At 68.2% G+C, this 12,734-nt stretch carries 14 protein-coding genes; all 14 read left to right on the top strand.

Annotation, left to right across the window (positions count from 1 at the left end; translation table 11 throughout):
• The coding region (gene aspS, locus VFH59_RS18375) for an aspartate--tRNA ligase (RefSeq protein WP_325166380.1) at positions 1-1,291 on the top strand (1,291 nt) is incomplete at its 5' end.
• A 94-nt stretch (positions 1,292-1,385) separates the two neighbouring features.
• Positions 1,386-2,012: an alpha/beta fold hydrolase gene (locus tag VFH59_RS18370; RefSeq protein WP_325166379.1), complete on the top strand. Its 627-nt coding sequence runs from the start codon at positions 1,386-1,388 to the stop codon at positions 2,010-2,012.
• Between the two features lie 125 nt (positions 2,013-2,137).
• Positions 2,138-2,860: a YebC/PmpR family DNA-binding transcriptional regulator gene (locus VFH59_RS18365; RefSeq protein WP_325166378.1), complete on the top strand. Its 723-nt coding sequence runs from the start codon at positions 2,138-2,140 to the stop codon at positions 2,858-2,860.
• Positions 2,853-3,458, top strand: a complete 606-nt coding sequence (gene ruvC, locus VFH59_RS18360; protein ID WP_325166377.1) for a crossover junction endodeoxyribonuclease RuvC — start codon at positions 2,853-2,855, stop codon at positions 3,456-3,458. Before VFH59_RS18365 ends, ruvC begins: the two co-directional genes overlap by 8 nt.
• Positions 3,455-4,054, top strand: a complete 600-nt coding sequence (ruvA, locus tag VFH59_RS18355; protein ID WP_325166376.1) for a Holliday junction branch migration protein RuvA — start codon at positions 3,455-3,457, stop codon at positions 4,052-4,054. The genes ruvC and ruvA overlap by 4 nt, the downstream gene beginning before the upstream one ends.
• Before the next feature lie 9 nt (positions 4,055-4,063).
• A complete protein-coding gene (locus VFH59_RS18350) occupies positions 4,064-5,986 on the top strand; it encodes a potassium transporter Kup (protein ID WP_325166375.1) in 1,923 nt (640 codons plus the stop codon).
• A 122-nt stretch (positions 5,987-6,108) separates the two neighbouring features.
• On the top strand, positions 6,109-7,152 hold the full coding sequence (gene ruvB, locus VFH59_RS18345) for a Holliday junction branch migration DNA helicase RuvB (protein WP_325166374.1): 1,044 nt from the start codon (positions 6,109-6,111) through the stop codon (positions 7,150-7,152).
• Between the two features lie 95 nt (positions 7,153-7,247).
• The gene (gene ybgC / locus VFH59_RS18340; protein WP_325166373.1) at positions 7,248-7,658 is read left to right on the top strand and encodes a tol-pal system-associated acyl-CoA thioesterase; all 411 of its coding nucleotides are present in this window, start codon (positions 7,248-7,250) and stop codon (positions 7,656-7,658) included.
• Between the two features lie 49 nt (positions 7,659-7,707).
• Positions 7,708-8,394, top strand: coding sequence for a protein TolQ (gene tolQ, locus VFH59_RS18335; RefSeq protein ID WP_325166372.1), 687 nt, complete (start codon positions 7,708-7,710; stop codon positions 8,392-8,394).
• An 18-nt stretch (positions 8,395-8,412) separates the two neighbouring features.
• Positions 8,413-8,862, top strand: coding sequence for a protein TolR (tolR, locus tag VFH59_RS18330; RefSeq protein WP_325166382.1), 450 nt, complete (start codon positions 8,413-8,415; stop codon positions 8,860-8,862).
• Complete coding sequence (gene tolA / locus VFH59_RS18325; protein WP_325166371.1) at positions 8,849-9,790, top strand: cell envelope integrity protein TolA; 942 nt, start codon at positions 8,849-8,851, stop codon at positions 9,788-9,790. Before tolR ends, tolA begins: the two co-directional genes overlap by 14 nt.
• A gap of 7 nt (positions 9,791-9,797) precedes the next feature.
• Positions 9,798-11,114, top strand: a complete 1,317-nt coding sequence (gene tolB / locus VFH59_RS18320) for a Tol-Pal system beta propeller repeat protein TolB (protein ID WP_325166370.1) — start codon at positions 9,798-9,800, stop codon at positions 11,112-11,114.
• A 258-nt stretch (positions 11,115-11,372) separates the two neighbouring features.
• Positions 11,373-11,879 carry a peptidoglycan-associated lipoprotein Pal gene (gene pal / locus VFH59_RS18315; RefSeq protein ID WP_325166369.1) on the top strand — a complete coding sequence of 169 codons (507 nt, stop codon included), beginning with the start codon at positions 11,373-11,375 and terminating at the stop codon, positions 11,877-11,879.
• Positions 11,879-12,733 (top strand): tol-pal system protein YbgF, encoded by an 855-nt coding sequence (ybgF, locus tag VFH59_RS18310; RefSeq protein ID WP_325166368.1) that lies wholly within the window; start codon positions 11,879-11,881, stop codon positions 12,731-12,733. The genes pal and ybgF overlap by 1 nt, the downstream gene beginning before the upstream one ends.
• The last annotated feature ends 1 nt before the right edge of the window (position 12,734 follow it).

Genomic DNA, 12,734 nt, shown 5'->3' with positions numbered 1-12,734 from the left:
CCAGGACATCGAGACGCCGATCCTGACCAAGGCCACGCCCGAGGGCGCGCGCGACTACCTGGTGCCCAGCCGCGTGCATCCGGGCCAGTTCTACGCGCTGCCGCAGTCGCCGCAGCTGTTCAAGCAGATCCTGATGATGGCGGGCTTCGACCGCTACTACCAGATCGCCCGCTGCTTCCGCGACGAGGACCTGCGTGCCGACCGCCAGCCGGAATTCACCCAGCTCGACCTCGAGTTCGCCTTCGTCGAAGAGCGCGACGTGCAGGACTTCGTCGAGGCGATGATCCGCCACGTCTTCAAGGAAGTGATCGACGTCGAGCTGGATGCCAGCTTCCCGCGCATGACCTACGCCGAGGCGATGCGCCGCTTCGGCTCCGACAAGCCGGACCTGCGCATCGCGCTGGAGCTGGTGGATGTGGCCGATGCGCTGAAAGGCGTGGAGTTCAAGGTGTTCGCGGAACCGGCCAACGACCCGGCCGGCCGGGTGGCCGCGCTGTGCGTGCCGGGCGCCGCGACGCTCTCGCGCAAGGACATCGACGGCCTGACCGAGTACGTCGCCAAGTACGGCGCGAAGGGCCTGGCCTGGATCAAGGTCGAGGACCGCACCAAGGGTCGTGAGGGCGTCAGCTCGCCGGTCGCCAAGTTTCTCGACGACGTGGCGCTGGAGGCGGTGCTCGCGGCGACCGGGGCGCAGGCCGGCGACATCGTGTTCATCGGCGCCGGCAAGTGGAAGACCGTCACCGACTTCATGGGCGCGCTGCGCCTGAAGGTGGGCAAGGATCGCGGCCTGGTCGAGCACGCGTGGAAGCCGCTGTGGGTCACCGACTTCCCGATGTTCGAGTACGACGACGAGGAGCAGCGCTACGTCGCGCTGCATCACCCGTTCACCGCGCCGAAGGTCGATGACATCGCCGATCTGAAGGCCAATGCCGCGATCGCGGTCAGTCGCGGCTACGACATGGTGCTCAACGGCGCCGAGATCGGCGGCGGCTCGATCCGCATCCATCGTCCGGACATGCAGAGCGCGGTGTTCGAGCTGCTCGGCATCGGCGCCGACGAGGCCGAGGCCAAGTTCGGCTTCCTGCTCAAGGCGCTGAAATTCGGCGCGCCACCGCACGGCGGCCTGGCTTTCGGCATCGATCGCATCGCCGCGCTGATGGCCGGCACCGAGTCGATCCGTGACGTCATCGCCTTCCCCAAGACCACCAGCGCGCAGGACCTGATGACGGACGCGCCCTCGCCGGTGGGCGAGGCGCAGCTGAAGGAGCTGCACGTCAAGGTCGCCGGCTGACGCAGGTTGGGCAGGTGGGCCTGGGCCCACCTTGCCACTCTGACGGAAGACCCCATGGTGGGCAGAAGCCCACCCTACGACCGGCCGCCAATCCATGTCCGAACAGATCATCCTGCTGCACGGCCTGTGGATGCGCGGCTTCGCGCTGGGCCTGCTGCACAAGCGGATGGCCGATGCCGGTTTCGCGGTCGACCGTTTCGATTACATGAGCGTGGTGGCCACGCAGGAGCGCATCGTCGAGCGCCTGCACCTGCGCATGCGACGCTTTGCACCCGGCCCGGTTCACCTGGTCGGCCACAGCCTGGGCGGGTTGCTGGCGCTGCAGGCCTGCCGCGAAGCCGCCGACCTGCCGCCGGGGCGGATCGTCTGCCTGGGCTCCCCGCTGCAGGGAAGTGCCGCCGCGCGCGGTTTCGCCGGTTTCGGCCAGGGCGGCGAAGCACTGCTGGGCCACAACCGGGAGCTGCTGGAGCACGGCATGGAGCGCTGGGACGGCGGGCGCGAGGTCGGCGTCATCGCGGGTCGCGTGCCGATCGGCCTGGGCGCCATGCTGGCGCACATGGAGGGCGAGCACGATGGCACCGTGGCGGTCGCCGAGACGCGCCTGCCCGGCCTCACCGACCACTGCGTGGTCGAGACCAGCCATACCGGACTGGTGCTGTCGGCGGACGCGGCCCAGCAGGTGGTGCATTTCCTGCAGAACGGCCATTTCGCCTCCCTCTAGGAGTGCGCCCGCGTGCGGCTGCCGGCTCCGGTCGCACGCGCGGGCCCGGTCGTCAGGGGGTTTGTCGGTGCCGGCGCGGGTTGGAGTAAAATCACCCGCTTGTCCATTGTTCAGGTTTTCCCGCCATGGGTAGAGGCCCGTCCATCGAAGGCCGCAAGAATGCCGAAGACGCCAAGCGCGCGAAGGTGTTCACCAAGCTGATCCGAGAAATCACCGTCGCTACCCGCGCCGGCGTGGCCGACCCGGCCGCCAACCCGCGCCTGCGCGCGGCGGTGGACAAGGCGCTGTCGGCCAATATGACCAAGGACACCATCGAGCGCGCGATCAAGCGCGGCTCGGGCGCCGAGGGCGCCGGCGAGGAGCTGCGCTACGAGGGCTACGGCCCCGGCGGCGTGGCGATGATCATCGAGTGCTTCACCGACAACCCGACCCGCACCGTCGCGGACGTGCGCCACGCGCTGACCAAGCACGGTGGCAACCTGGGCACCTCCGGCTCGGTGGCCTTCCAGTTCACCCGCTGCGGCGAGCTGACGTTCGCCACCGGCGGCGACGAGGCGGCCGAGGAGAAGGTGCTGGAGGCGGCGCTGGAAGCGGGCGCCGACGACGTCGTCAACGAGCATGGCGAAAGCACGGTGATCTGCGCACCGGAGAATTTCGAGGTGGTGCAGCAGGCGCTGGCCGACGCCGGCCTGGAATCGCTGCACGCCGGTGTGGGCATGCGTCCGAACAACCGCGTGGCGGTGCCGGAGGACGTCCTCGAGCCGCTGACCGACCTGCTCGAGCGCCTCGATGCGCTGGACGACGTGAGCGAGGTCTATCACAACGCCCTGCTGCCGGCTGATGGCTAGCAAGGCCGTCGGGGAACAGGGGGCGGGGAACGGGGAGCGCGGGCATCCCGCCGGTTCCGCGGTACCGGCCCCTCTGTCCGCCACCCGCATCCTCGGCATCGACCCGGGCAGCCAGCGTACCGGCTTCGGCATCATCGACGTGGATGCGGCGGGCAGGCTCACGCACGTGCACCACGGCGCGCTGGCGGTCGCCGGCGAGGACACCTTCCCGCTGCGCCTGAAACGCATCTTTGACGAGCTCTGCGCCATCATCGAAACCCACCGCCCGGCCGAGTGCGGCATCGAGCGGGTGTTCATGGCACGCAACCCGGATTCGGCGTTGAAGCTCGGCCAGGCACGCGGCGCGGCGATCTGCGCCGTGGCGGCCAGGGGCCTGGCCGTGCACGAGTTCGCGCCCACCGAAATCAAGCAGGCCGTGGTCGGCAGCGGTCGCGGCGACAAGACCCAGGTGCAGCACATGGTCGGCATCCTGCTCGGCCTGAAAGGGCCGTTGCAGGCGGATGCCGCCGATGCGCTGGCAGTCGCGGTGGCCCATGCGCACACGCGCGCGAGCCTCGCACGCGTGGGCATTCCCCGGACGGCCTGGAGGCGGCGATGATCGGACGACTGCGCGGAATCCTGGTGTCCAGGCAGCCCCCCTGGCTGCTGGTGGACGTCGGCGGCGTCGGCTACGAGCTGGAGGCGCCGATGTCGACCATCTACGACCTGCCGCAGACCGGCAAGGAAGTCACCCTGCTCACCCATTACGCGGTGAAGGAGGACAGTGTCGCGCTCTACGGCTTCCTGCGCGACGACGAGCGCGCGCTGTTCCGGAACCTGCAGAAGGTCTCGGGGATCGGCGCGAAGATCGCCCTGGCGGTGCTCTCGGGCGTGTCGACCGCGGATTTCGCCCGGCTGGTGCAGGCCGGCGATGTGGTCGCGCTGACCAAGATTCCCGGCATCGGCAAGAAGACCGCCGAGCGCATCGTGGTCGAGCTGCGCGACCGGGTCGAGGGCCTGGGTACCGCGCTGCCGGGTCTCCCCGGCAAACCCGCGGGCGCGCCGCTGGACCCGGCGGGCGAAGCCACCGTGGCCCTGCAGCAACTGGGTTACAAGCCGGCCGAGGTGAGCCGGCTGGTGCAGAAGGTCGCCGCCGAGGGCGACGATGCCGAGGCAATCATCCGCAAGGCGCTGCGCGCCGCGCTGGGTGCATGAGCGAGTGACATGAACGACGTGATCAACAATGCCCGGCCGCCGGCCGAGCCCGAGGCCGGCGAGCAGTTGCACGGCACCAAGGCCGCGCTGATCCTGGGCGCCATCGGCGTGGTGTTCGGCGACATCGGCACCAGCCCGCTGTACACGCTGGCCGAAGTGTTCCGCCCCGAATACGGCCTGCACCCGGCCGAGAGCACGGTGCTGGGCGTGCTCTCGCTCATCACCTGGGCCCTGGTGAGCGTGGTGGCGGTCAAGTACGTCACGCTGGTGATGCGCGCCGACAACCGCGGCGAGGGCGGCATCATGGCGCTGATGACCCTGGCCCAGCGCGCGGTCGGCGGGTCGCCGATGGCACGGCGGGTGGTGATGCTGATGGCGTTGCTCGGGGCGGCGCTGTTCTTCGGCGACGGCGTGATCACGCCGTCGATTTCGGTGCTTTCGGCGGTGGAAGGCCTGGAAGTGGTGGCACCCTCGCTGGAGCACTGGGTGGTGCCGCTGGCCGTGGCGGTCCTGCTGGGCCTGTTCTGGCTGCAGAAGCACGGGACGGCCAAGGTCGGGGCGTTGTTCGGGCCGGTCATGGCGGTGTGGTTCCTCACGCTCGCGGTCATCGGCGTGTGGAACATCATCCAGGCGCCCGAGGTGCTCAAGGCACTCTCGCCCTGGTATGCGATCCGCTTCTTCGCCTCGCACGGCGCGATCGCGTTCGTCGCGCTCGGCGCCGTGGTGCTGTGCGTGACCGGCGCCGAGGCGCTGTACACCGACATGGGGCACTTCGGGCGCTTTCCGATCCGGGCCGCCTGGTTCTCCTTCGTGCTGCCGTCGCTGCTGATCAACTACTACGGCCAGGGAAGCCTGCTCCTGCGCGAGCCGCAGGCGGCGGTCAATCCGTTCTTCCACGCGGTGCCCGACTGGGCCGGCTATCCGATGATCGCACTGGCCACCGCGGCGGCGGTGATCGCCTCGCAGGCGGTCATCTCCGGGGCGTTCTCGGTGACCCGCCAGGCGATCCAGCTCGGCTTCGTGCCGCGCATGCAGGTGGTGCATACCTCTCGCGAGGCGATCGGCCACATCTTCCTGCCGTGGGTCAACCGCGCACTGATGGTGATGGTGATCCTGACCGTGGTCGGCTTCGGTTCCTCCAAGGCACTCGGCGGCGCCTACGGCATCGCGGTGACCGGCACCATGGCGATCGACACGCTGCTGGTGATGCTGGTGGCCTGGCGCCGTTGGCACTGGAGCCTGGCCGCGGTGATCCCGCTGACGATCGGCCTGCTGTGCGTGGACCTTTCCTTCTTCGGCGCGAACACGCTGAAGATTCCCGACGGCGGCTGGTTCCCGCTGGTGCTGGGCCTGTTCCTGTTCGCGGTGATGACCACCTGGCGGCGCGGCCGCGAGCTGGTGGTGCGCGAGATCAAGCAGGGTGGGCTGGCGCTGGCGCCGTTCATCGAGAACATGGCCGAGCATCCGCCGCTGCGGGTGCCGGGCACGGCGGTGTTCCTCACCGCCAACCAGTACTCCGTGCCGCATGCGCTGCTGCACAACCTCAAGCACAACAAGGTGCTGCACGAGCGCAACGTGATGCTCACGGTGCAGATCCTGGAGACGCCGGTGGCCGAGGCGGACGAGCGCATCGAGATCACCGCGATGGACGGCGGCTTCTATGGGCTGGAACTGCGTTTCGGCTTTGCCGAGGACCCGAACATCCCGCACGCGCTCTCGCTGTGCGGCCGCGAGGGGCTGACCTTCGATCTGATGGATACCACCTTCTTCCTCTCGCGCGAGACCATCGTGGCCGACGCCCACCGGCCCGGCATGGCGCTGTGGCGCGACAAGCTGTTCGTCTTCCTGGCCCGCAACGCGCTGCCGGCGACGGCGTTCTTCCAGATCCCCGGCAACCGCCTGATCGAGCTGGGCGCGCAGGTGGAGATCTGACCAGGCGGGGATCAGGGAGCCGGAAGACGGGAATGGCCGCCGCCTCGCCGGTCAGCGCCTGAGGTCCGTTTGCCGCGATCCCCGTTCCCCCGTTCCCCGTTCGCCTCGGCCATAATCGCCGCATGACCGAAGCGCGCATCATCACCCCTGCCGCCCAGCTCGACGACGAGGCGCTGGAAGCCTCGATCCGTCCCCGGCGCCTGGACGAATACCTGGGGCAGCAGGCGGTGCGGGAGCAGCTCTCGATCGACATCGAGGCGGCCAGGAAGCGGGGTGGCGCGCTCGATCACGTGCTGATCTTCGGGCCGCCGGGGCTGGGCAAGACGACGCTGTCGCACGTGATCGCCAACGAGCTGGGGGTCAACGTCCGTTCGACCTCCGGCCCGGTGCTGGAACGCGCCGGTGACCTGGCCGCGCTGCTGACCAACCTCGAAAAGAACGACGTGCTGTTCGTCGACGAGATCCATCGCCTCTCGCCGGTGGTCGAGGAAGTGCTTTATCCGGCGCTGGAAGACTTCCAGATCGACATCATGATCGGCGAAGGCCCGGCCGCGCGCTCGATCAAACTGGACCTGCCGCCGTTCACGCTGATCGGCGCGACCACCCGGGCCGGCCTGCTCACCGCGCCGCTGCGCGACCGCTTCGGCATCGTGCAGCGGCTGGAGTTCTACTCGCCCGACGAGCTCACCGCGATCGTGCGCCGCTCGGCGCGCATCCTGGGGATCGCGTGCGAGGTCGAGGGCGCAAGCGAGATCGCGCGTCGCTCGCGCGGCACGCCGCGCATCGCCAACCGGCTGCTGCGCCGCGTGCGTGACTACGCCGAGGTGCGCGCCGGCGGGCAGATCACCCGCGAGGCGGCGCAGGCGGCGATGGACATGCTCAAGGTCGACGCCGAAGGCTTCGACGAGCTGGACCGGCGCATGCTCGCCACCATCATCGAAAACTTCGACGGCGGCCCGGTCGGCGTCGAATCGCTGGCTGCGGCGCTTTCCGAGGATCGTGGCACGCTGGAGGACGTGGTCGAGCCGTACCTGATCCAGCAGGGGTTCCTGATCCGCACCGCGCGCGGCCGCATGGCCGCGCCCAAGGCCTGGCGCCACCTCGGCCGCACCCCGCCGCCACGGCAGCCGATGGTGGGTGACATGTTCGAGGGCGGGGACGCCTGACCTGGTCCGCGGCAGGCTGCGTTCCTGCCTGGCGGTTTGAACCTGGCGACGGCAACACGCATGCTCGGGGTTTCCGCAGAACCGAGTTGCCGCCCATGTCCCCGACACCCCCCTTCACCTGGCCCGTCCGCGTCTACTGGGAGGACACCGACGCCGGCGGCGTCGTCTACCACGCCAGCTACCTGCGCTTCATGGAGCGCGCCCGAAGCGAGTGGCTGCGTGCGCAGGGGGTGGACCAGTCGGCCTTGCGCGAGGCCACCGGCCTGGCCTTCATGGTGCGCTCGATGGCACTGGACTTCCTGCGCCCGGCCCTGCTGGATGATGAATTGTCGGTGACGGTGTCCATCAAAGCATGGCGTTCAGCCAGTATCCTGTTCGATCAAGTGATCGGCCGGACGGATGGCACGGAACTGGTTCGCGCGCAGGTGCGGGTCGCCTGCGTGGACCTGCACCGCATGCGCCCGGCGCCGATCCCGGCGGACCTCATGCCCGGCCTCGGCTCCTGACACCCCGCCTCGTTTTCAAAACAAGCAAGCCCCGGAGAACCCCCAAGCCATGAACGGTGGATTGAACATTTTCAAGCTGGTCGCCGAGGCCAGCCTGCCCGTACAGCTGGTCATGCTGTTGCTGCTGGTGTTCTCCTTCCTGTCGTGGGTCATCATCATCCGCAAGTACTCCCAGATGAAGGCGGCGATGGAGAACGCCGAGGCGTTCGAGGAGCGCTTCTGGTCCGGCGGCGACCTGGCCGGCCTGTTCCGCGAGGTGAGCGGCCGCAATGCCGACAACGGCGGCATGGAGACGATCTTCGAGTCGGGCTTCCGCGAGTTCGCCCGCCAGCGCCAGCGCAAGACCTACGACGTGCGCATCGTCATGGAGGGCACCGAGCGCGCCATGCGGGTGGCCGGTACGCGCGAGATCGGCATGCTCGAGCGCAACCTGGAGTTCCTCGCCAACGTCGGGTCGATCAGCCCGTACGTGGGCCTGTTCGGCACCGTGTGGGGCATCATGGGTGCCTTCCAGGGCCTGGGCGAGGTCAAGGACGTCACCATCGCCGCAGTCGCGCCGCACATCTCCGAGGCGCTGATCGCCACCGCCATGGGCCTGTTCGCCGCGATCCCCGCGGTGTGGGCCTACAACCGCTATGCCAACAAGGTCGAGCGGGTGGCCTCGCGCTACGAGGTGTTCCAGGAAGAGTTCTCCTCGGTGCTGCAGCGGCAGATCCAGACCGACGAAGTGGCCTGACGGGGTACGGCCATGGCCATGCGAAACGCCGCGCGCCACAAGCGCATGAAGCTCAAGTCCGAGATCAACGTCGTTCCGTACATCGACGTGATGCTGGTGCTGCTGATCATCTTCATGGTCACCACGCCGATGCTCAATTCCAACGTCGACGTGAACCTGCCGCAGGCCAACGCCAAGTCGCTGCAGGACAAGAAGAACCCGGTGGTCGTCTCGGTCGGCGCCGACGGCAGCCTGTACCTGACGCTCGAGGGCGCCAAGAAGGAACCGGTCGACGCGGCCACCATGCAGGCCAAGGTGGCCGCCTTCGTCAAGGCCAACCCGGAGATCAGCGTGCTGGTCGCCGGCGACCGCGAAGGGAAGTACGACGGCGTCTACCAGGTGCTCGCCGAACTGCAGCAGGCCGGCGTCAGCAAGGTCGGCCTGATGAGCCAGCCGCCGGGTGTGGGCGCGGACAATGCGCGAAAATAAGAGCATCTCGCCGGCGGTGCTGCTGTCCGCCGTCCTGCACCTGGGCATCGTCGCCTTCCTCTGGCTGGCGACCCTGTCGTGTTCGACCTACGAAGGCTTTTTCGCGGCACTGCACCTGCCGGCGAGCTGGAACCCGATCACCTGCGCCAAGCCGCTCGAGCTGCAAGGCCCGGTGATCGAGGCAACCCTGATCGGCCCCACCGGTGCGCCGCCGCCCAAGGCGGTCAGGAAGGCCCGGCCGGTGCCGACCATCCCGCCGCCGCCCGCGGTCACCCCCCCGGACGTGAAAACGCCGCCGCCGGAGATCAAGACCCTGCCGCCGCCGCCGGAGCATCCGGACGTGGTCGATCAGGAAAAGATCGTCGCCGACGCGCTGGAGAAGGCCGAGGATGCCAGGAAGGAGCAGGAAGAGAAGCAGCGCCAGCGCCAGGCCGAACTGGACGCCCAGGCGGCCAGGAAGAAGGAAGAGCAGAAGAAGCAGCTGGACGAGCTGTTCGCCAAGATGGACGCGGCCGCCGCAGCGCGCCAGAAGGCGGAAAACCGTGCGAAGCAAGCCAAGCAACAGCTGGAAGACCTCAAGGACGCGCAGGACCAGGGCCTGACCGACGTGCCGCACGCCGCCCAGCGCCAGACCGGCAACAACGCGCAGAACAGCTCCCTGGCCGACCAATATGCAGCGGCCATTCAGAATGCGGTCACGCCCAACTGGTTACGTCCGGATAACATGCCGGATGTTCCGTGCAAGGTGCATATCGTCCAGTTGGTGGGGGGCGATGTGATGAGTGCGAAGGTCGATCCGAGCTGCCCCTACGACGATGCGGGCAAACGCTCGATCGAGAACGCCGTGCTCAGGACCAAGACCTTGCCGTACAAGGGGTTCGAGAGCGTCTTCAGCCGCGAACTGACCCTTACCTTCAGGCCGCAGTGAGACGTTCATGCCCAACTTGAAATCGCTCTTCGCCCTTGCCGTGCTGTGTCTGGCCGCCCTCGTCGCCGGACCCGCGGGTGCGCAGGCGCTCAACGTGGACATCGTCGGTGGCGTCAAGACGGCCACGCCGATCGCGGTGGTGCCGTTCGCGCAGAACGGCGGCGCCCCGCTGCCGACCGACGTCGCCGACGTCATCCGCAACGACTTCAACCGCTCCGGCAAGTTCCGTGCGCTGGCCAAGAGCGAGATCGTCGAGTCGCCCTCGCGCGGCGCCGACATCAAGTTCGCCACCTGGCGGCTGCTCAAGCAGGACTACATCACGGTCGGTCGCATCAGCGACGCCGGCGGTGGCCTGCTGCGGGTCGAGTACGAGCTGTGGGACGTGAACAAGCAGCAGAGTCTCCTGGCGCAGGCGTTCACCGCGCCGGCCGGCGACCTGCGCGGCGTCGCGCACCAGATCGCCGACCGGATCTACGAGAAGATCACCGGCGTGCGCGGCGCGTTCTGGACCCGCATCGCCTACATCACCGCCGTCGGGCTGGGCAACAACACCACGTATTCGCTGATCGTGGCCGATTCGGACGGCTACAACCCGCAGGTGGTCGCCCGCTCGCGAGAGTCGCTGCTCTCCCCGGCGTGGTCGCCGGACGGCACCAAGATCGCCTACGTGTCCTTCGAGAGCGGCAATTCACAGGTCTACGTACAGGACATCACCACCGGTGCGCGCCAGCTGGTCGCGTCCCACAAGCGGGGCATCAACGGCGCGCCGGCCTGGTCGCCGGACGGCAGCAAGCTGGCCGTGTCGCTGTCCTACGTGGGCAATCCAGAGATCTTCGTCATCGACATGGCCACGCGTCGCGAAACGCGCCTGACCAACAGCCTGTCGATCGACACCGAGCCGACCTGGTCTGCCGATGGGCAGAGCCTCTATTTCACCTCCGACCGTTCCGGCCGGCCGCAGATCTACCAGATGCCCGCCAGCGGCGGTTCGCCGACGCGCATCAGCTTCGAAGGGCAGAACAACGCCAATGCCGACGTCAGCTACGACGGCAAGCTGATCGCCATGGTGCAGGGCAATGGGAACGTGTATCGTATTGCCATCATGGATCGCAATCTGGGTGGGCAGGTGCGTTTCATCTCCCCCGGCCCGATTGACGACTCCCCGAGTTTCGCACCGAACGCCAGCATGCTGTTGTACGCGGCCACGGAAGGGCGCCGTGGCGTGCTGTATGCCGTTTCGGCCGATGGCCAGGTCCGCCAGCGCCTCGTGCTGTCCGACGGGGACGTCCGCGAACCGGCCTGGGGACCGTACCGGCAGCGTTGAGCTTTGTCTTCCGTCGGGCGCGCGAGCGCTCCGGCGGAATGCCCATGGAGCGGGCAGAAACGGCGCTTCGGCGCCATTTCGCTTATGGCGGGGCGCGGCCAAAGGCGTCCAGCCAACGGTTGCCAGGCGCGACGAGTGACTGGCCCGCGGTAACACCAAGCGTCACACAACAAGCCGGACCACCGGCGATCACTGTCCCAACACCGCAATCGTCATTGACTGTCGGAACTCAAACCCCGTTTTGAAGGAACGTCACCCATGAATAAGACCGCTCGCGTCGCCCTGGTCGCCCTGCTCTGCATCGGCGCTGCCGCTTGCTCGAAGAAGCAGGAAGTCAAGCCGCAGCCCCAGCCGGAGCCGCAGCCGCAGACCCAGCCGGCCCCCGAGAGCAACAAGTACACCCCGGCCGACCTCGACACCGACGCCTGCCTGCGCCAGCGCGTCGTGTACTTCGATTTCGACAAGACCGAGATCAAGCCGGAGTTCCAGCAGATCATGGCGTGCCACGCCAAGTACCTGCAGGACCGCCCGGAGTCGCACATCCGCCTGGAAGGCAACACCGACGAGCGCGGCACCCGCGAGTACAACCTGGGCCTGGGCGAGCGCCGCGGCAATGCCGTGTCCGACGCGCTGCAGGCCAACGGCGGCTCGGCCAGCCAGGTCGAAGTGATCTCCTACGGCAAGGAAAAGCCGGTGTGCCGTGAGCACAACGAGGATTGCTGGAGCAAGAACCGTCGCGTCGAGATCGTGTACACGGCGAAGTAATGAAGACCGCACTGGCTAAGCGTTTCTGGGCCAGGATCGGCATGGCGGGCGCGTTTGCGTCCGCCATGCTGGTCGCCGTTCCGGCCCCGGCACAGAATTCCCGCCTGAGCCTCGCCGATCGCGTGGCGCGGCTGGAGCAACAGGCGCAGGCGCAGAACCAGGGCGGAACCAGCCTGGTCAACCAGGTGCAGCAACTGCAGGCGCAGGTGCAGCAGTTGCAGGGCCAGGTCGAGGAACTGCAGCACACCCTGCAGCAGCTCGAAGAGAAGAACAAGGCGCAGTACGTCGACCTCGACTCGCGGCTTGGCCGCCTCGAGGGCAACGGCGCCGGCACGAATCCCGCGGCCAGCACTCCGGCATCCGCCGGTTCGGCGGCCGCCGCCGCGACCCCGGCCAATCCGGCACAGGCCCCAGCCAGCGCGCCAGCCAGCGGCGGCAGTGCGCCCGCCACGGCACCCGATGCCAACGCGCAGGCTGCCTACGACAGCGCCTTCCAGGCCTTGCGTGGCGGTGACTATGCGCAGGCCTCGCGCGGTTTTCGCAGCTTCATCCAGCAATACCCCGACAACACGCTCACGCCCAACGCCTGGTACTGGCTGGGCGAGTCGTACTACGTGACGATGAACTACCCGGTGGCGCTTGAAGCGTTCCAGCGCCTGCTGTCGCAGTTCCCGCAGAGCGAGAAGGCGCCCGACGCGCTGCTCAAGGTCGGCTACAGCCAGCTCGAGCTCAAGCAGACCGATGCCGGCAAGGCCACGCTGCAACAGGTGACCAGCAAGTATCCCAACTCCCGCGCCGCCAGCCTGGCGCAGGAACGCCTGCGCCGACTGCAACTGCAATCGGCGATCCGCTGAG

The sequence above is a fragment of the Frateuria sp. genome, from assembly GCF_035695185.1.
In the GTDB taxonomy this organism is placed as follows: Bacteria; Pseudomonadota; Gammaproteobacteria; order Xanthomonadales; family Rhodanobacteraceae; genus Frateuria_A.
The sequence above is the reverse complement of the archived record's forward strand: the minus strand, read 5'-3'. Positions and strand labels throughout refer to the sequence as shown.

Excerpts from the sequence above, each read along its gene's own strand:
- tolB (WP_325166370.1), top strand. The coding sequence starts at position 9,798 with ATGCCCAACTTGAAATCGCTCTTCGCCCTTGCCGTGCTGTGTCTGGCC.
- VFH59_RS18370 (WP_325166379.1), top strand. The coding sequence starts at position 1,386 with ATGTCCGAACAGATCATCCTGCTGCACGGCCTGTGGATGCGCGGCTTC.
- ruvB (WP_325166374.1), top strand. The coding sequence starts at position 6,109 with ATGACCGAAGCGCGCATCATCACCCCTGCCGCCCAGCTCGACGACGAG.
- pal (WP_325166369.1), top strand. The coding sequence starts at position 11,373 with ATGAATAAGACCGCTCGCGTCGCCCTGGTCGCCCTGCTCTGCATCGGC.
- tolQ (WP_325166372.1), top strand. The coding sequence starts at position 7,708 with ATGAACGGTGGATTGAACATTTTCAAGCTGGTCGCCGAGGCCAGCCTG.
- ruvA (WP_325166376.1), top strand. The coding sequence starts at position 3,455 with ATGATCGGACGACTGCGCGGAATCCTGGTGTCCAGGCAGCCCCCCTGG.
- ruvC (WP_325166377.1), top strand. The coding sequence starts at position 2,853 with ATGGCTAGCAAGGCCGTCGGGGAACAGGGGGCGGGGAACGGGGAGCGC.
- ybgC (WP_325166373.1), top strand. The coding sequence starts at position 7,248 with ATGTCCCCGACACCCCCCTTCACCTGGCCCGTCCGCGTCTACTGGGAG.
- ybgF (WP_325166368.1), top strand. The coding sequence starts at position 11,879 with ATGAAGACCGCACTGGCTAAGCGTTTCTGGGCCAGGATCGGCATGGCG.
- tolR (WP_325166382.1), top strand. The coding sequence starts at position 8,413 with ATGCGAAACGCCGCGCGCCACAAGCGCATGAAGCTCAAGTCCGAGATC.
- tolA (WP_325166371.1), top strand. The coding sequence starts at position 8,849 with ATGCGCGAAAATAAGAGCATCTCGCCGGCGGTGCTGCTGTCCGCCGTC.
- VFH59_RS18365 (WP_325166378.1), top strand. The coding sequence starts at position 2,138 with ATGGGTAGAGGCCCGTCCATCGAAGGCCGCAAGAATGCCGAAGACGCC.
- VFH59_RS18350 (WP_325166375.1), top strand. The coding sequence starts at position 4,064 with ATGAACGACGTGATCAACAATGCCCGGCCGCCGGCCGAGCCCGAGGCC.